We start from the raw sequence: 17,929 nt of genomic DNA on the forward strand, positions 1-17,929 counted from the left end.
CGTTGATTATAGACTAGTTTGCCTGAATAGCTCATAGAAAAGGGCGTGATATCGATATCACACCCTTATACTGTATTTAGCTAATAAAATAAGCAGTTAATATAGCCAATGAAATGGCAACGTTTACTCAGCAGCGATGGCAATCATCTCAACCAATAGTTCAGGACGTGCCAATGCCGACTCGCCGCAAGCACGAGCGGGTGGCTGCACGCCTTCAAACCATTTATCCCACACTTCATTCATTGCAGCAAAGTCTGCCATATCTTTTATCCAGACTGTCACTGACAATAGCTTTGATTTATCGCTGCCCACTTCCTCTAACAGTGCTTGTATCTTCTCTAAACACGTCAAGGTTTGCGCTTTGATATCGTCTTCGCTATTGCCCACTTGACCACATAAATAAACGGTCTGGTTATGCACTACGATTTTACTCATACGTTGGTTACTATGCAGCTTTTGCATGGATTATTATCCTTAATTTTTTAATGGTCTTAAATACATGAGCGTTTAAATATATAGATGGCTCACGTTTTATTAAACAGTGCTTAGCAAGAAATTAGCGAGAAAAACGATCGGCGCTAAAGGGTTTAATATCGACCAATAGCGGCTTTTCATGAATCATCTCTTCGACGATACGACCGGTCATCGGCCCTAAGGTAAAGCCTTGATGGCTATGACCAAAGGCAAACCATAATTTGTCATGCTTAGGCGCAGGACCGATAACCGGCTTCATATCAGGCATACAAGGACGTGAGCCTGCCCATGCTTCACTTTCAACGGCATCTTCTAGCGGTAGTATTTTGCGCGCAAGTTTTAACACGGTATTTAATTGGCCAAAGTTCTTTGGCGCATTCATCGTGGTCATCTCAGCACCAGTAGTAATGCGGATACCTTGCTGCATTGGCCCCATCACAAAGCCTTTATCCATATCAAACATACTATGATGAATGGTGTTTTTCTCATTCACTTTAAAATGCTGATGATAGCCACGCATCGGGAACAACGGCAAATCATAACCAAGCGGTTTGATTAAATCATTCGACCAAGGTCCAGCGGCAATGACCAATTTATCACTGTAATAAGTGTCATTGTCGGTAATGACTTTCCAGCCGTTTTCTTCTTGTACAATTTCTTTGACGCTGCTTTCTTTGATGGTACCTTGCATCTCTTGGAAGTTTTTAGCATAAGCTTTTACAAGTGAGCTTGGGTTTGACACTTGCCAAGAGTTGAGCCAATGAATCGCGCCAACGAACGCGTCAAAATTGGCACTAGGCTCCATGGCTTTTAACGCTTCAACCGTCAAGACGTTATGCTCAACACCCTGATTGCGCGCGTCAATAGCAGCAGCAATGGCTTCTTTAAACGTCTCTTCAGAGCGATGCAGCTGCAACCAGCCATCACGGGTAATCAATTCATCAGCACCAGAGGCTTCAATCATGGTTTGGTGCTCGCTGGTACAATGCTCAATCAACGTCTGCCATTCCGCTTCTATTTTTTTGACTGAAGCAGGTGTAGAATATTTCCAATACTGCAATAGCGCCTGATGATAACGCAAAATCGCTGGGATTCGATAGCGAATATCGGTCCCTTGGTTCGGCAATACACGTATCATTTCAGTCAGGTGGCGTGGAAACGGATGGGTATGAATCGCCTCACGCTGAATCAAACCCGCATTGCCGTATGAAGTCTCAGAGCCCGGTAATTTTTTGTCTAACAGCAATACTTGAGCGTTATTTTTTTGTAGATGCCAAGCAACTGAGGTGCCGACCATCCCTGCACCGATAACGATCACTTCATAGCGCATAACTTGTCCTTTTTTAAGGTCTTAATACAAAGTATAAAATAGAAGAAATAATAGATAAGGGAGTAATAGTAACGCATTGAGCGCCAGATTAAACCCTTATGATATAAATATTTTTGCTATTAAATACTTTTGGTTATGGATTTCAATGGAAGGTATTTTTGATAGGAATAACGCGGCAATTTAGTGGTCATTGACGGGTAATACGAAAATACATCTAATGAATTAAGGCATCTATGAAGTCATCAGTAGCAAGTGAAGTAGAAATTTTTGTCAGTGGAAATTGCATCTTTGTTAGCTTGGATTGGCTATTTATTTGACAATCAGATTATTGAAATGTTTAAAGAACAACTTCATTTTACAGCTTGTTTTTAGCAAATAACTGCAACCAATCACTGAGACCATTAACATCGAAGACTTTTGCACCATAACCAATATTCAGCAAATCTTCAGGCAGATATTCATCAAACTTCTCGATTATCTTATTGGGTACGCTTTCGGCAAGCTCAGTAGCAAATGGTATAGGATTGGAGGCTAAAACTTGTAAGAACCTCGTAATCTGAACCGAATCGACTTTATTAACGCGTATTACTCCAGCATAAGATTCAATATCATAATTATGCAGCATAAGTATTGCTATTAAAGTATTAACCACCTTATCACCGCGCCACATGAATATATAAGTATTGCCGTCTTGATCTATTATTGGTCGATGACGCAATTGACATCTATTAAAAGTCTCAATGCTTTCTTTAAACAGCTCACGCGCTGTTTTGTCAGCGAAATCGATTTTTTTATCACCGACTGAAATACGATAATCGCCACTACTTAATATATCATACATCTCTTGACGCACTCGGTCATGTATTGACATGCCACCACTGTCAAAAGCTGGAGGCACACCGCCACCTTTGGCAGCAATGACATAGACGACTTTTTTATCCATATCCATATCTGCTACTTGCCAGCGCCTACCTCCAAAAATAAGATACTGTTTAGGTATTAACATAGTTGTAATAGGTAGAGTACCCAGCGTTTTACTACCTGCTACAAGACGATATTCCTCTGGCGTTTTAAACACTGCATAAAAAGTATAGTGCCCAACGATACGCTCGCCTACTATTCCTAACACCAATTGCTGATTGCCAAGCTGTGTAATCAGTTGCATTGCGCCCATTTGTGCTAATAATGATTTAAAATGAGCCGGCGTTATCTTTTGAAAAGGCCCTTGTCTACATAGCAAAGTATAAATTTGGTCGGCGCGAATACCGCCCCATTGACCAATGGTTGCTAGCACTTGATGCAATAGCGTTGAGAAGTGATAGAGGGAAGTATCAGCAGGCTCAAACCATCTACTAGCAATAAGCAGTCTTATCATTGCCATTGACTGCACCAGCTCTAAGCGTAGCCTATCCACCAAGCTGGTATCTACATCGATTTGTTTTTCGATGATAAGCATGCGCAAAACTGATGAACCACCACGCCTACCCGAGCGCCCAAGCCGTTGCCGCAAGCTTGAAACAGAATGTGGTGCGGTCACTTGCACGACAGAATCGACTTTACCAATATCAATACCTAGCTCCAAAGTCATTGTACAGACAGCGGTAGTCGGCAAATCATCCTTTTGCAAACGCTGCTCTAAACCTTCTCTCCACTCTTTAGCTAATGAGCCGTGATGGGGGAAAAACTCATTGGGGACAACATTATGCTCACACTTCTCACTTAGCATCGTGGCTATGAGTTCTGTACGTGCACGGCTATTAGCAAAGATAAGGTGATTACCGCCACGACAAAAGCGATATAAATCTGTGCATATTTGTGTTTGAGCATCATAAACAATCTGAAAACCAGTATTTTGAGAATTAGTATCCTTAGATTCATTGCTATCAATACTGACGCTCTCTAAACCAATACCTGCAAAACTTTCATCCGTAGCGCTATTGCTTTTAGAATCGGTTTCAGCGTCGTTGTCATTACTTTGCGCCGCTTGTCTTATCTGACTATGCTGTACATAACCTTTTAGTTGTACCTTGACGCTTGAAGTCGAGTCAGTATCTTCAACAATGACACAAGGTAAGGCGTTATTAGGACGTAGCGATAAAGGTACAGTTTCTAAGTTGCCCAAAGTGGCACTAAGCGCGACTCGCGGAATAGGCGCATCTAGCCGTCCAGCCACATGCTCAAGACGGGTCAAGAGCGACAACAAATGCTGTCCACGCTCGCTTCCTAAGAACGCATGAAATTCGTCAATGACAATATATTTGAGCTCGCCAAAAGCTTGTTTTACCCAGCCTGCATCTCGTATCATTAAAGATTCAAGCGATTCAGGGGTAATCAAAATAATCCCTGATGGTGACTTTTTCTGTTGCTTCTTTTTACTCTGTAGACTATCACCATGCCAAGGAGTTACTTGCATATCAAGTAACTCTGCTAGACCTTGAAGACGTCGATACTGGTCATTAATCAGTGCTTTTAGCGGACTGATATAGAGAATGCCGACACCTTTATCTTGATGAGCAATAGCACTACAAGCAGGCAAAAAGAAGGCTTCTGTTTTACCTGCAGCCGTTGCCGCACTGATAAGCACGTCCGTTTGCCCTGATAAAATGGGCGCAATGGCTTTTGCTTGTACTTCCCGCAGTCCATGCCAGCCTTGGTTAAATATCCAGCGTTGTATACGTTTATCAAGCTCGGTATGGGCGTCTCTCAAATTAAATCTCTCAAAGTAGGCATTCGTCTTATAAGCTAAAGTCTGCTAGTCCATCACCTTCATCTATGTCACCAAGGTCGCTCATATCGATGTCCATATCAGAAGGTGTTTCAGGGTCGATAGCTACGGATTGAATCAGATGATTCCATGAGATAGTAGGATTTTGGTCAATGACCGCCAGCATATCCAAAAAGGCTTTGATGGTATTGCGCGGCGTTCTAAAATAAGCATCGCCAATCGTTTGGCTACAGTGTTGCAAAAAAGCTTGTAGTGATTCATCGGGCACTAGGTACGCAGACTCATCGCCGCCTGCATAAACGTGGCGTAGGTTTTTGAGCAAGATATAGAGCTCCTCTGGCGTTAGACTGGCTAAATGCAAGGCAGGAGAGGAATAATCAATCACTCCTGCCTTCTTGGCAAAGCTATTGTCCGCCAAGCGCGTTTGCAGGGCATCGTAGCTGTATAAGCCTTTGCGCGGGTCGAGTAAAAACTCAGGTGTACCACCTAATAAAAATCCTAAGTGTTCAGCTGTACCTTGCAAACAATCATTTAAGATACGCAAGATTTGCTCATAGTTGCCTTGACGCGCTTGCGTGCTATTGAGCTTATATAAATTTACCATCTCATCCAAATTCACCAATAATCCTTGATAACCGGCTTGGCGCACAAATAAGCTCATAATTTTTAGTGAATCATAAAAGGAGGCATCAGAGATAATCGTGCGTACGCCTAGGTCGCGTCTGGCATCGGTCTTAGTAGCATACTCCGCCCGTAGCCAGCGAATAGCGTTAGCTTTTAACTCGTCATTGCCTTCTTCGTGTCCTTGCCAATAAGCTTCGATAACTTTAGCAAAGTCATAGCCGCCTACCAGCTCAGTCAACTCAGACAAATTGTGCTGGATGACGTCACTAATAGCTTCACCGCTACTGTCCGCCTGTTTGCGTGCTTCGGTAATAAAACGCTCAACCACACTAGCAAGACCATTACCGTCAGGCTTATTGCGCGTCGATAAGTTACGCATCAGCTCAGAATATAAGTTTCTCGCTTGCCCTGATGATGCTTGGATACGTCTATCAGGCGATAAATCGGCATTAACGGTGACCAGTTTACGCTCAAGTGCAATGGCGCGAACTACGCTTAAAAAGAAGGTTTTTCCTGACCCATATTCCCCAATAATCAATCGAAAGGCAGAGCCACCATCGGCCACACGCTCAATATCATCTATCAAAGCTTTTAGCTCATTAATACGCCCGACTTGGATATGCTGAATACCAACTTTGGGAGTCACACCAGACTTGAGCGACTGAATAATTGCATCGCGCTCTTTGGCTCTGATTTTTTTACCGCTCATATTTATTCCTTTTTTAAAGTGCTACTTTTAATCTGTTATGAATGTAAAGCTTTTAATTCTTCGACAATCTCAAAATCGACGATGACTTCATCATCATCTTCTAGTACGGGCGCGTCAACGTGGTCGTATGCCCAGTCGTTAATGGTTTCAATAGCGCCATTTATCATCAAATTTAAGGATTCGCACAACTCGTTAACCGCTTCACGTTGCCATACCTCAGCACTGATAAGCGCTTGATACAATTGACTGTGACTGCTATCTAGTCCGTCTATAATCGCCTCATTATCTAAGTTTTCTGTAGGCGCACTACCTTGATAATCAGTCGCTGTCTTATCGCCCCCTTCTAAGGGTTCGTTTTCTTCTGTTTCATTCTCAGCTACTTCATCCTCAACCGAAAAAATACTGCTTAGCATCGCTTTCGCCACTGCTGTCTCGCGTTCGTGTAGCGCCAATAGTTCGGCATCGAAACTAAATGAAGGGCTGCCTTGACTACTGTTCTTAGTTTGCGGTGTATTATTTGTGTTCGTATGTACTTTTTTACTGGTCGTCAGCTGATGAATATCACTGGTCACTAACGTTTTATCCAAACCTAAAGCTTGATATAACTTTTCTATTTGTTTGATTTGACTGGGTTCAATATTGCCATTCGCTAAAGCCACGGTAATGATAAAACGGCTGATAAAGCCAATATATTGCTCGTCAAGCGTCGCCAAGTTAGCCTTTAGACCCGCCATATTGGCAGGGGTATTTAATTGCCATAGCAAATAAGCGGTCAGTGACTCTTTCTCTGTAGAGGTCAGCTGACTGTCTTGATTGAGCAGCGTCAATAGCGTATCAACTTCCCTTTTATCAACATAGCCGTTAATAGTCGCTACCATTGCCCCTAATCTCATGGCTAAGCTGACTTGATAGAAAGACGAACTGGGCTCAAAGCCCTCACCACGGGCGCTATGCCCACCAGAAAATAGTACGGCATAACCGTCCGATTGCAAGCGCGTCTGATGATAACGCTGGTCGGGAGCCAAACCAAAACCCGCCAGCTCTACTAAATTAATAATCAGCTCATTTTGTTTTTTACTCAGTGTTTTGCCAGCGGTTTGTAGCGGAGATTCGTCTAAATATGCCCACAATGCTTTAGTCGTGGTCAGCCCTTCATCGTTTGCTATAACAGAATCCGCCCAAGTTTTAAATTGTTCAATAACAGGATGATGGATGCTATGAAGCAAAGGCTTTGGTAGTAACATAATAGCGGTAATATCATCAGCCGAGCTGTCCTCCTTGCCCAAATAACGACTGTAAGTATCTAAGGCGTCGTTACACTTCTCAGCGATAGTTATCAATTTTTTGACAGGTGCTCGTAGAACGCTTGGGTCTGGCAGGTCATCAAGGGTAAGCTCTACACTGACAATAGAGCGACTGGCAGCGTTATAGTTGAGCTTGAGCCGAGTCTTATTAACAGGAGCGATGAATCCGTTTGGATAATTATCATGGTAAAGGATTTCGAACAAATCTTTAAACGCCTCTTCACAGCGCTTGGCAGGGGTTTTAAAGTTGTATTCATTGGAATATACCAACCATTCCCACGCTAATGGCGCTGGAATAGGCTCTTGCAGCGCTACTGCCTTTGCCAAACGCATCTTAAAGTTTAAGTTTTGGCTAGTTATAGGCGGTGTCGGCAAATGTCCCGTTTGCGCTTTATCTTCAAATAATAATGAGCGGATGAGAGTCATAAAGGATAAAAAATGCGCTGAATAACTATCAAACGAAGCAGACTGATTACCGTAGATGCGATTAAGCCTTACGACCTCTTTATAAATAGCAATAAACTCAGCGTCAGAGATGACATCATCATTAATATGCTCAATAATATAGCGCTCAAAACCGCTAAAATAGATGAATACATAGCCGATAGGCGTACTCGGATGCGCGCGCGCTGAGGCGAGCCAATCAAGATAAGCGCCTCGACACTTAGCAGACAAACGCTCAAAACTTGGCCAATAGCCAAGCGACTCATCATGATAAATTTGCGAGAGATTATGAATGACGTTTGGCGAGCTGGCAGGTAAGCTGTCATCGACCAGCGCAGGCTCACAGCCAAACCCCGTTAGCATTTTGAGCTGGCCGCCAAGATAATAAAAACCGCGATTAATAGAGCGGCCGTTAATAGTTAAGTATTCGTTTTCTTTAACCCAGCGTCCTAGCTGTTTATTAGATGAATCGCTAGCAGTGATGGATTTAGCGGATGAGATAATAAATGACGCAAACTCATCGTTATCATCATATTGAGTAGAACGGCTATCTCTACGAAAGCTATAAGAATTGTCGGGTTTGATATCAGGGGGTAATTCTATAAAGGTGGGCTTCGCTGTTTTATTACCTTGAGCATCGACATCGTACTTTTGTGTAAATAGTGCCTTCACATCTGCAATAAAATTCTTCATGGAATATAAAGTCCGTACTAAGTAGTGCCAATGTCATTGTATAGAAGCGCGTAATCCTATCTATTCTAGCAACAAACGTGCATTTTTTATGCCTGTATTTTTATATTTATTTATCAAAATAATTAACCTACCACCACACTGGGTCATCACTTTCTTCTCTAGGCTTTTTAGCTGTCTCGACCGTTAACTTATCAGCAGGTAGCTCAGCAATAAATCTTGAGGGCTTATCAAAGTATCCTGAATAGCTTGAGAAGTACTCTGGCGCGGTTAAAAACAATCTGCTCTTAGCGCGACTGCAGGCAACATAAAACAGCTTACGCTCCTCCTCTAACTCTTCAAAATCACTGAGCGAGCGATAGTGCGGCGTCATACCATCGACGAGAGAATTGACAAATACAACAGGCCATTCAAGTCCTTTGGCACTATGAATGGTAGAAATGGTGACTTTATCATGACTATCTTCGCCTTTTTCAGGTTCGCCTGCGGTAACAACTGAATCATTGGGCGGATCAAGGGCAAGATTTTCTAAGAATTTATCAAGACTGTCATGTTCTGTTGCTAAATTTTTGAGTACACGAAAGTCTTCGCTACGTTCACGCCAATTCTCTTCAATCGTTTTTAGCAGAGGAATATAAAACTCTAGAATCCCCTCAATCACCATTTCGACTGACTCTGCCTGACTGGCTTTGGTCAAAGTCGTATGCAATGATTTAAGCTGTGGGCTTTTTTTCGCAAATGACGGTAATAGTAGCGGCTCGAAAGTATTGTTGTTAACGTTACTATTAACATTATTATTCACATTGCTATCGGCATTAATGGCTTGGGTCAAGCGCGTTGCCGTTACTGCCCCCACCCCTTTAAACAAGGTTAAAATACGGTGCCATGCAATCGTATCATTTGGGTTATAGAGTATTTTGACAAAGGCTAAGACGTCCTTGATATGGCGTCTTTCAATAAAGCGGATGCCGCCTACGACAATAAAGGGAATATTGCGCTCCATAAATTCAAGCTGAACGTAGTTGGATTGAAAAGACGTGCGGCACAAGACGGCAAAATCTTGATAATCGTAATCCGGTTTTAATTCGATAATTTTATCAGCTATATATTTAGCCTCTTTCGTTTCGTCACTTAAACGGCGAAAAACTGGCTTTATGCCTTCTATAGATGCGCCCGAGTACAATTGCTTTTGATAGCCTAACGTAATTTGAGCCGATAAAGCATTGATATAATCAAGCACCGCTGGCGTACTGCGATAATTTTGCTCTAGCTTAATCAGTTTTGCTTCGGGATAGCTTTCGCCAAATAATAAGATATTTTCATAATTGGCACCGCGAAAAGCATAAATACTTTGGTTATCATCACCAACGACCATCAGCGATACCGACGCAGGCGCACAGATGAGGTCAATGAGTTCTTTTTGCGGAATATTGGTGTCTTGATATTCATCGACCATGACATAACGATAGTGCTTTTGTAGTAGCTGACGAAAGGTGTCATTGTGCTTTAGATGGCGCACCACTTGGCTGATGATGTCATCAAAATCGTATAAATGGTTGGCGCGCTTATACTCATGAAAGTCGACCGCCAATTGCTCAATAACTGGAATATGCACGGCGATATCAGGATAACTGCTTTCAATTAAGTCACGAATATGAATGCGCCGATTTCTAGAGGTTGAGAAGATATTTTGCAAGGTTTTTTTGCGCGGAAATGCCTGATTGGTTATTTTGGTCGGATACTTTTTTTCTTTATTAATTAAATCAATAGCGTCTTCACTGTCACCGGTATCTAAAATAGTAAAGCGCGGATTGATACCAAGTAGCCCAGAATATTGGCGCAATAACATATTACAAAATGAGTGAAAAGTGCCGCTAGTGATATCATTTAACGCCTTACCGTTTATGTGACTATTATCATCTAGACGGCTTGCCAGCAAAGTTCTAGCGCGACTTTTAATCTCATTGGCCGCTTTACGGGTAAAGGTCAATAGCAGAATCTCTTTTGGCGCTACACCATTTTCTATCAGGTAGCTGGTTCTGTAGGTCAGGGTTTTGGTTTTACCAGAACCTGCACCGGCGATAACCAACACCTTGCCCTCAGTTGTGGTAGCAGCCAATAACTGATTAGGATTTAACTCACTGGCATAATCCACTTGCAACCCTAAATGACTGGCAAGCCGTTGCTCTAATATTTCAGCATCCGCATTTATCAAATTGGCCTCGAGCTTTTTAATTGCCTGCTCAAGCCGCGTAAGCTTGGGTTTCATGTCAACGAAATTTTGCGGATAATTATAATGGTGGGTAGCAAAAATGGTGGTCATTATTAACAATTGCCTTTGGTATGGTTTATCGTACTAGCTATTGATGACAGCGCAGCAGCATGCATCATCATTTATAGGTAGTAGCTTATCATAATAGGCAAAGCTCTGAGGGTCGTTGATAACGAGTATTGATATTAAATGGCAGTATTAAGTATTGTTATTGACCATAAGAATTGGAACAGTAAGCACAACAACCTCACCCATTTTGGCTGAAATTTGCTACAATATGCCCAATTTTGAGTTACTATTTTACGAAGTCTTATACTGACTGATTTTATTAATATATTGAGAGCATGTTATGGGTTTTAATTGCGGCATTGTCGGTCTACCAAACGTGGGTAAATCCACCCTGTTTAACGCCTTGACCAAAGCGGGTATCGCCGCTGAAAACTTTCCATTTTGTACCAAAGATCCCAATACCGGTATCGTACCTGTGCCAGATCCACGCCTGAAAAAACTGGCTGATATCGTCAAGCCTGAGCGCGTATTGCCAACGACGATGGAGTTTGTTGATATCGCAGGATTGGTCGCGGGCGCCTCAAAAGGCGAAGGTATGGGCAACCAGTTTTTAGCCAATATTCGCGAGACCGATGCGATTGCTCACGTGGTACGCTGCTTTGATGATGACAACGTCGTCCACGTTGACGGCCGCGTCAGCCCTATCGATGACATCGAAACCATCAATACCGAATTGGCATTGGCAGATTTAGAAGCCGTTGAGCGCGCTATCCACAACTTAAGCAAAAAAGCCAAAGGCGGTGATAAAGACGCCTCTGCTATGCTCGATATTTTCAAAAAAATCGAGCCTTTATTAGCAGAAGGTAAAGCGGCTCGCGCTGCCAATTTAGACAAAGACGAACAAAAACTGATCAGAAGTTATGGTCTGATTACCCTAAAGCCAACCATGTATATCGCTAACGTTGCTGAGGATGGTTTTGAGAATAATCCATATCTTGATGCAGTGCGTAACTACGCGACTGGCGAAGATTCTATTGTCATTGCGCTATGTAACCAAATCGAATCTGAAATTGCTCAGCTTGATGAAGATGACAAAAAAGACTTCCTAGCTGAAATGGACATGGAAGAGGCTGGCCTTGATCAAGTCATTCGTGGCGGGTATGAGTTGCTTGATATGCAGACTTATTTCACTGCGGGCGTCAAAGAAGTCCGCGCTTGGACAGTTGCTGTTGGTGCAACGGCTCCTGAAGCCGCTGGTGTGATTCATACTGATTTTGAACGTGGCTTTATCCGCGCTGAAGTCATTGCTTATGATGACTTTATCGAATACAACGGTGAAAAAGGCGCAGCTGCTGCTGGTAAATCACGTTTAGAAGGTAAAACCTATATCGTGCAAGATGGCGACGTGATGCATTTCCGCTTTAACGTTTAACGTTCAAAGTTTAATAGAGCGGATTGCGTGTTACACAGTCTTAGTAGAGAACAACCAAAAGCCAGCTTCAAAGCTGGCTTTTTTTATTATAATAAAGGGAAGAACGTTAGAATAATTAACCTCTCTAAAAACAACGATAAAATAAAATGATAAAAATAACGGACTATAACCTATGACTGCTTCTGTTAATCAAATGCTTAATTCCAGTGACCATTGGGCAAGGCTATTTAATGCGCAGCGTTTAGGGAGTCATAAAAAAGCCCCTGCCGAGGACAGCGCGCGCTCCTCCTTTCATAAAGATTACGACAGGCTGGTGTTTTCACACTCCTTTCGCCAGCTTAACCAAAAAACCCAAGTCCATCCCCTGACCAATCAACTCGGTATTCATACGCGCTTAACACACTCGCTCGAAGTTTCTTGTATTGGACGCTCTTTGGGCATTATGGCAGCAGAAAAGCTGCATGATAAATTAGATGGTGGCTTACCAAATGGTGTCGCGCCCGCTGATGTCGGCGTCATTGTGCAAGCGGCTTGCCTTGCCCATGATATCGGCAATCCACCGTTTGGTCATGCCGGAGAGTACGCCATTCGTGACTGGTTTATGCATCCTGAGCGTCAAAAGGTCTTGCATAACCTAAGTAGCAATGAGCAGTTGGATTTGCTGGCTTATGAAGGTAATGCGCAGGGATTTCGCATCCTTGCCCGCAATGAGCACCACCCTGATTTAGGTGGTATGCGCTTGACTTGCGCCACTTTGGGCGCGTTTATGAAATACCCTTGGCTTGCAACCCATAGCAACCTCATTTATCAAGGCAGTCCCACCACTAACATGCAAAAATTTGGCTGCTTTTATAGTGAGGCAGCTCAATTAGAAGAGTTAGCAGCCTGTTTACATCTGCCGCGCTCCGAGCAACACGATGGCTTTGCTCGTCATCCGCTGGCTTATTTATTGGAAGCGGCAGACGATATCTGCTATGCGCTGATAGATTTGGAGGATGGCATCAATTTGAATATGCTAAGCTATGCGGAGGTTGCGGCTATTTTTTATGAGCTGATTGGCGAGCGCCCTGACACTCTTAATTTACCCACTCATGTGTCAGTCAGGCAGCATTTGGCATCGCTGCGGGCACGGGCAATGATGCGTTTGGTCAATGCTGTCACCGATGCTTTTGTAGCCAATAGTAACGCTATGCTGGCAGGGACGCTACAGGGCAGCCTGTTTGCCCATTGTGATGCAACTGTGCAAAGCGGCATCACCCAAGCCAAGCAATTAGCACGTGAAAAAATATTTAATCACCCAAGTAAAGTACGCATGGAGCTGATGGCCAATCAATGCCTGCAGCGCCTGCTCGATGCTTTTATGCCATTGGCTTGGACAAATGAGACCAGTGCTTCCATAACCCAAATGTCCTTTGAGCAGCAGCGTCTGCTAAAATTGCTACAGCCGCATCTCGATGAGCATCGTCGCGTTTTATCCGATGACACCTATGATAATATGCTCAATGTTTTAGACTTTATAACCGGTATGAATGACCATGAAGCGTATCGATTGGCGCAAGAGCTACAAGGACATTGGGGCACCATTGTTTAAACCGCAAGTTTAAAAAGAAGTCTAGAATTAATTTAAAACCAAGCTTAAAATTCAGTCTAAAACCAATTCTAAAAACTGGACAATCAACGATAACCGTCTATTTCATTCGTATTTTCGCAATGAAATGAGTATGATAGACCTCTATCAGGTAATTTTGAAATATTATGAGTAGTCGCGAACAAAAGAAACTTCAAACACGGCACGCTTTTTTTAATGCGGTGCTCGATTTATGTATGACGGGGCAATCTTTTAGCTCAATCAGTCTCAGACAAGTCACGCGCGAGGTTGGCGTGGTGCCGACCGCCTTTTATCGCCATTTTGATGACATGGAATCGCTCGGCCGTGCCTTGGTTATCGAAGAGTTGGGCGGTACGCTAGCAACCTTAAGTGACAACCTGCAAATTGGTCGCAAACGTAGCTTTGAGCGTCAAATCGCTAAAAGTATCCAGATGTTTTTATATATGGTCAGCGAGCAGCCGTGCTATTGGCAATTTTTAGTCAGTGAACGCTATGGCGGCTCAGAAGCGGTACGCAAAGCCATCAATGAGCTGATTAAAAACCACGGGCAGAGTCTAGCAGACGATTTAGCCCTACAACCTGCTTTTGCCCATATCAATACTTATGACCGCAGGCTATTGGCTGAGGCTGGGGTCAATATGTTCTTTTCCTGGATTATTGATTGGCTAGAGCTGACCTATACCGAAGACCATGATGATGAAGTCGACTTGGCTGATATTGAAGATAAAAAACAGCTGATGCTGCATAATTGTACACGGCAAGCACAGATGCTGTTTTATGGTGCTTACAACTGGAAATCTACTGAAGAAACCCGTTTAAGTGATTAATTGGGCTTAATTTTTGCACGTTATTTAGCATTGGCTATCTATAACCATTAGAAAACTGGCCTAAAAGCCCAAAGTCGCTGCGTCACCACGCGTACCTCTTTGGGCTTTTTATTGTCAGTATTTTGAGCGTTTTTCGCATTACTATCAGCGTTATTAGCATCATTGCTATTTTCATTACTGTTATTACTGCTATTTGCTATTTCACCATCAGCGGCCGTTTTGCTAATAACAATGGTCGCAAAGCGTTGTCTTGCCTGACCACCATCTGCATTATCACTAGCGGTAATAAGCGCCATAAAAGCTTGGCTATCAACCGCTAATAATGGTGTTAATGCCTTACGCTGCTCTGCTTTTACACTACTTAATATCGGCAACTGCCAGATATCATCAATAGAGCCAAATGCCTGCTTTGCTCGCAACTCAACGATGCTCTGCATTTGCTGACTGCTCGCACCCTCTAGCAAAGCGGCCAGCAAAACGGGGCTGGCGGTATTGATATTAATGGGTAAATAATACGGCACCGCGGTGATATAGGGACGCAGTGCCGCTAATACTTGCGCATTGATACCCTTCACTTCTGCTAATTGATCGATACTAAGCAAGGCTTGATTGGGTAAAATGTTGTCCACGCCGCTATTAGCCTGCTGAGCATAAACCACACTTTCATCACCGCCATCTTGATAGACCTCGCTGTCGCCATCTTGATAATCAAGGACGGCAATGGCGATATCAGGCTCTAAATTTAGCTGCGTGAGTAACCTTTGAAAGACGGCCAATGCGGCAGTATCAACGGCGCCATTGTGATATAAATTATTAATATTAAAACGACTGCCCTCATCGCGTAATTCGATGCCGATGCTATGTCTGCCTAGCGTATAAGGCGGTATTGGCTGCGCCCAAATATCCTGCGCGCTATCGGTATCATTTAATTTAGCATCAGCACGAATCAAGGTAACGGCCAATTGCTGACCTGCGTTGATATCTTGTAAGAGCTGGTTTTGGTCAAACAATAAGCCGCTACGCCTAATGGCAATCTTTTGGCTGGCAAGCATCGCTCCTGCAACCACAGTAATACTGACCACCAATAGCAAAATAGTCAGCAGCGCAACCCCACGTTGAGCGTTGGCTTTCATAGAGGTTATAGGCATCATTGGCCTCATTTGTGGCTTAGTTGGCATAAACAGTCTCTATCATTGACCAAATGGGGCATTTTCAGTAGCGTTGCCTGAGTTATTATCTGCTACATTGCCATTGGCTGCATTATCGTTATTGGTGCTATCATTACTATTGCCGTTATTATTGTTATTACTATCGTTACCATTGCCATTAGGGTTATTAGCATTAGGATTGTTAGGAATATTTTTATTGCTGGTATTTGTACTTATATTTGGGATTGGTTGCGGAGTAAGTGCCCATTGCCAAGTAATGGGCATATCCTGATAAGTAAAGTTGAGCACAATCCCTTTTGGCAGTAGCGTAATTTCAGAGGGTGCATTGGCTGAATTTGCCGTCTGCGCTGCTAAAGTATTGTTGCTGCTATCTTTATTAGGGAATTTGGCACTTAATTCAGGTAAATAAGCTTGCCAGTGCCCAGCCGTGACGCCTTCAAGCAATATACTATCTAGACTAATGCTGTCACTGCCACCGGCAAGACTGGTATATTGACGACGAATTAAGCGCTCATCAGCAAAAATGTATTCGATATGCTGCACACTAGCGCTGCTTTGATAACGTGGGTCAGGGTCGGCAAAACGCACAAAGCTGATACGTGCGCCGTCTAGGCTCATAAAGGGTTCGGGCGCTGGTGTATTTTCTTGATTGCTACTATTATTGTTAGTTGCAGCGTTATTAGTTGATGCGTTATTAATTAAGGAATTAGCACCCTGCGTATCCACTGCCTGATAAGGAATCATTTGGTTCATATCTTGCTGTAATTGCAAATAGGCATATTGCAAAACTGCTAAATTATCCGCATGAAATTGCGCCCGTTCGCGCGCACGGTTAACACCATCAAATACTTGCCAGCCTGCAACCGCTAGCATGGCAAATATCGCCATCGCAACCATCAGCTCAAGCAAGGTGAAGCCATGATTTGATTTCATGGATTGCCTCCATTAGGGTTTAATCGGCTCAAATCCAAACTACCGACTTCTTGCTTAGCGTTACTTAGCATCACGTTGATATCCGTTACTGCGCTGCGTGTCTGTCCATCTATAATGGGTGCAACAGTAATATTTACCTGCTTTAATGCGGGTGTGATGGCATCTGTGGCAGTCATTGTCACTTGCCAATCGCGACCTTGGGCATTGATAGTTTGGGTTTTGTTGGCCGTCAGCCACGTATCTTGAATACGCAAGTCCGCTGCCGCGTTTTGGGCAACAAACTGCGCTAGCGTACGAGTGCGCAAGACATCGACTGAGCTTAAATACGCACTACTCGCACGGCTCGCGGCAACGGCAACGACCGCCAAAATCGCTAAAGCAACCATGACCTCAATCAGGGTAAATCCGCGCTCATATTTTGATAGAGCGGGCTTTGGGTTTGTATAGTTCGATTTGGCTTTATCATTATCTATCATAAGTTAGCGCCCTTGCCCTATCGACATACTGCCATCAGGCATAATCGTAATCACCTCACCCACCAAACGCGAATTATGGCGCACCTCAATCGTTACCGGCGTGGCCTGCCCTGTCCCAAACCATAGTACTTGCGGTACGTTTTGGTCGGTAAACCACGGCTGCAGCGCTTGCGTTTGGCCTGCGTTTGCCTGATTACCCGCATCCAAGCTTTGCACGCTTAAGCTCACATCCGTAGGCAGTGCAGGCAAGCTAACTTCTGGCTCAAGCTCCCAGCTTGGTGTGGGTGCTTTATCTGCAGCAGCAGCTGACATACTCGTCAAATCTGCTGACAGCTCCATGGCGTTCTTAGGTGTGCTGTCTCCCCTAGAAGAGGTGGAAGCCTGAGTTTGATAAGCAACATAAGGATTAGATAGAGTGACAATGACGGGCGTGACTTGACCTTGTTTATCAGCTTGTAAGCTCAAACCCATGGGCTGCATACGCTCAGCGGACAACAATCGTACATAGCTCAATGAATCCGTTAAATGCTCATAAAAAGCACGGTTTTTGCGCGATTCACTACTACCGACCGACAAACTCATCATGCCAGCAAATATGGATAGAATAACGACCACCACTACTATTTCGACAAGGGTAAAGCCCGCTTGCCCGATGTGGCTGTGCGCATGAGGAGCTGCTATTGAAGAAATTGAGGAAGTCGGTTTTGACATACAGAAGTCATCTAGAATGGCGTCATTTTATTAGAAATGACACTGAATTGGGTGGTATGAGTATGATGGAGATAAAACGATAGATATGACTGATTAAAAAAATAAATCTGTACACATGTTAGAAGATAAATTTAACGTGCTGCCATACAGAATATAACAACACGGATTTTATAAAAAATAACTCAATACAT

At 43.4% G+C, this 17,929-nt stretch carries 13 protein-coding genes; 3 read left to right on the top strand and 10 right to left on the bottom strand.

Going from position 1 to position 17,929, the window contains the following annotated elements; genetic code table 11:
- Nucleotides 1–123: 123 nt before the first annotated feature.
- The 6 genes from JMX50_RS04905 to JMX50_RS04930 form a co-directional block, all read right to left on the bottom strand.
- The gene (locus tag JMX50_RS04905) at nucleotides 124–462 is read right to left on the bottom strand and encodes a RidA family protein (RefSeq protein WP_201628645.1); all 339 of its coding nucleotides are present in this window, start codon (nucleotides 460–462) and stop codon (nucleotides 124–126) included.
- Nucleotides 463–556: 94 nt separating this feature from the next.
- Nucleotides 557–1,804, bottom strand: coding sequence for an NAD(P)/FAD-dependent oxidoreductase (locus tag JMX50_RS04910; protein ID WP_201628646.1), 1,248 nt, complete (start codon nucleotides 1,802–1,804; stop codon nucleotides 557–559).
- Between the two features lie 355 nt (nucleotides 1,805–2,159).
- The gene (locus JMX50_RS04915; protein WP_201628647.1) at nucleotides 2,160–4,511 is read right to left on the bottom strand and encodes a DEAD/DEAH box helicase; all 2,352 of its coding nucleotides are present in this window, start codon (nucleotides 4,509–4,511) and stop codon (nucleotides 2,160–2,162) included.
- Between the two features lie 28 nt (nucleotides 4,512–4,539).
- On the bottom strand, nucleotides 4,540–5,862 hold the full coding sequence (locus JMX50_RS04920) for an ATP-binding protein (protein ID WP_201628648.1): 1,323 nt from the start codon (nucleotides 5,860–5,862) through the stop codon (nucleotides 4,540–4,542).
- Between the two features lie 35 nt (nucleotides 5,863–5,897).
- Nucleotides 5,898–8,303 (bottom strand): TerB N-terminal domain-containing protein, encoded by a 2,406-nt coding sequence (locus tag JMX50_RS04925; RefSeq protein ID WP_201628649.1) that lies wholly within the window; start codon nucleotides 8,301–8,303, stop codon nucleotides 5,898–5,900.
- A 127-nt stretch (nucleotides 8,304–8,430) separates the two neighbouring features.
- Nucleotides 8,431–10,626 (bottom strand): ATP-dependent helicase, encoded by a 2,196-nt coding sequence (locus tag JMX50_RS04930; protein WP_201628714.1) that lies wholly within the window; start codon nucleotides 10,624–10,626, stop codon nucleotides 8,431–8,433.
- 295 nt (nucleotides 10,627–10,921) lie between these two features.
- Here JMX50_RS04930 and ychF point away from each other — a divergent pair, with 295 nt between their 5' ends.
- From ychF to JMX50_RS04945, 3 genes are all read left to right on the top strand, one after another.
- Nucleotides 10,922–12,013 (top strand): redox-regulated ATPase YchF, encoded by a 1,092-nt coding sequence (ychF, locus tag JMX50_RS04935; RefSeq protein WP_201564938.1) that lies wholly within the window; start codon nucleotides 10,922–10,924, stop codon nucleotides 12,011–12,013.
- A 172-nt stretch (nucleotides 12,014–12,185) separates the two neighbouring features.
- Entirely contained in the window at nucleotides 12,186–13,604 is a 1,419-nt protein-coding gene (locus JMX50_RS04940) for a deoxyguanosinetriphosphate triphosphohydrolase (RefSeq protein ID WP_201628650.1), read from the top strand.
- A gap of 164 nt (nucleotides 13,605–13,768) precedes the next feature.
- The gene (locus JMX50_RS04945) at nucleotides 13,769–14,449 is read left to right on the top strand and encodes a TetR family transcriptional regulator (protein ID WP_201564940.1); all 681 of its coding nucleotides are present in this window, start codon (nucleotides 13,769–13,771) and stop codon (nucleotides 14,447–14,449) included.
- A gap of 47 nt (nucleotides 14,450–14,496) precedes the next feature.
- Here the strand turns inward: JMX50_RS04945 and gspK are convergent, their stop codons facing one another.
- Genes gspK through JMX50_RS04965 form a run of 4 tightly spaced genes read right to left on the bottom strand, consistent with a single transcriptional unit; the run spans nucleotide 14,497 to nucleotide 17,738 of the window.
- A complete protein-coding gene (gene gspK, locus JMX50_RS04950; RefSeq protein ID WP_227670916.1) occupies nucleotides 14,497–15,600 on the bottom strand; it encodes a type II secretion system minor pseudopilin GspK in 1,104 nt (367 codons plus the stop codon).
- 39 nt (nucleotides 15,601–15,639) lie between these two features.
- Nucleotides 15,640–16,551 (bottom strand): type II secretion system minor pseudopilin GspJ, encoded by a 912-nt coding sequence (gene gspJ, locus JMX50_RS04955; RefSeq protein WP_201628651.1) that lies wholly within the window; start codon nucleotides 16,549–16,551, stop codon nucleotides 15,640–15,642.
- Nucleotides 16,548–17,027, bottom strand: coding sequence for a type II secretion system minor pseudopilin GspI (gspI, locus tag JMX50_RS04960; RefSeq protein WP_201628652.1), 480 nt, complete (start codon nucleotides 17,025–17,027; stop codon nucleotides 16,548–16,550). Before gspI ends, gspJ begins: the two co-directional genes overlap by 4 nt.
- Before the next feature lie 3 nt (nucleotides 17,028–17,030).
- Nucleotides 17,031–17,738 (bottom strand): prepilin-type N-terminal cleavage/methylation domain-containing protein, encoded by a 708-nt coding sequence (locus JMX50_RS04965; protein ID WP_201628653.1) that lies wholly within the window; start codon nucleotides 17,736–17,738, stop codon nucleotides 17,031–17,033.
- Nucleotides 17,739–17,929: the final 191 nt, after the last annotated feature.

The sequence above is a fragment of the Psychrobacter maritimus genome (genome assembly GCF_904846345.1).
Classification (GTDB): domain Bacteria; phylum Pseudomonadota; class Gammaproteobacteria; order Pseudomonadales; family Moraxellaceae; genus Psychrobacter; species Psychrobacter maritimus.

Bases quoted from the DNA above. Each gene is read 5' to 3' on its own strand.
- JMX50_RS04920 (WP_201628648.1), bottom strand. From the start codon at position 5,862: ATGAGCGGTAAAAAAATCAGAGCCAAAGAGCGCGATGCAATTATTCAG.
- gspK (WP_227670916.1), bottom strand. From the start codon at position 15,600: ATGATGCCTATAACCTCTATGAAAGCCAACGCTCAACGTGGGGTTGCG.
- gspI (WP_201628652.1), bottom strand. From the start codon at position 17,027: ATGATAGATAATGATAAAGCCAAATCGAACTATACAAACCCAAAGCCC.
- JMX50_RS04905 (WP_201628645.1), bottom strand. From the start codon at position 462: ATGCAAAAGCTGCATAGTAACCAACGTATGAGTAAAATCGTAGTGCAT.
- JMX50_RS04910 (WP_201628646.1), bottom strand. From the start codon at position 1,804: ATGCGCTATGAAGTGATCGTTATCGGTGCAGGGATGGTCGGCACCTCA.
- JMX50_RS04945 (WP_201564940.1), top strand. From the start codon at position 13,769: ATGAGTAGTCGCGAACAAAAGAAACTTCAAACACGGCACGCTTTTTTT.
- JMX50_RS04925 (WP_201628649.1), bottom strand. From the start codon at position 8,303: ATGAAGAATTTTATTGCAGATGTGAAGGCACTATTTACACAAAAGTAC.
- JMX50_RS04965 (WP_201628653.1), bottom strand. From the start codon at position 17,738: ATGTCAAAACCGACTTCCTCAATTTCTTCAATAGCAGCTCCTCATGCG.
- JMX50_RS04940 (WP_201628650.1), top strand. From the start codon at position 12,186: ATGACTGCTTCTGTTAATCAAATGCTTAATTCCAGTGACCATTGGGCA.
- ychF (WP_201564938.1), top strand. From the start codon at position 10,922: ATGGGTTTTAATTGCGGCATTGTCGGTCTACCAAACGTGGGTAAATCC.
- gspJ (WP_201628651.1), bottom strand. From the start codon at position 16,551: ATGAAATCAAATCATGGCTTCACCTTGCTTGAGCTGATGGTTGCGATG.